This window comes from Pseudomonas sp. SDT291_1_S447, assembly GCF_054070155.1.
The window spans coordinates 1-464 of record NZ_JBSVXS010000299.1; the positions used below are offsets into that span (position 1 = coordinate 1).

Consider the following 464-nt stretch of genomic DNA (forward strand, 5'->3'; position numbering starts at 1 on the left):
AGGTTGACCCCTTCACGCACCTTGGCCGTGGCCTCAGTGACGCTCAGGCTCAGGCGATCATTGGACAAGGTCTGCCGCGCCGCTTCCAGCGCACGCAACAACGGCACCCCGGCGCCCCCGAGAATCGCCAGCGTCGAGGCAAACCGTGCGGTGTTCAGACCGAGGATGAAACGCCCGAACAGCGGCAACTTCAACACCCGATGATGCCAACTCAAACGCGCCGCCGGATTGCGCAAATACAAGCGCCAGCTCCAAAACGCCCCGGCGATCAGCGCCGCACATAACCAGCCCCACGCACGAATGAAATCGCTGGCATTGAGCATCGCCAACGTCAGCCCCGGCAAATCCTGCCGCGCCTGGGAAAACGCGCTGACCACCTGCGGCACCACGTAACTGAGCAGAAAAATCACGATGCCGATCGACACCAGCCCAACCACGCCCGGATAGATAAACGCGGTGAGAAT

The 464-nt window shown here is 61.9% G+C and carries 1 pseudogene; it reads right to left on the minus strand.

Annotated features, from left to right (window positions below):
- Positions 1-464: pseudogene (locus tag ACW9IR_RS29640) on the minus strand (type II secretion system inner membrane protein GspF); the annotation flags it as partial.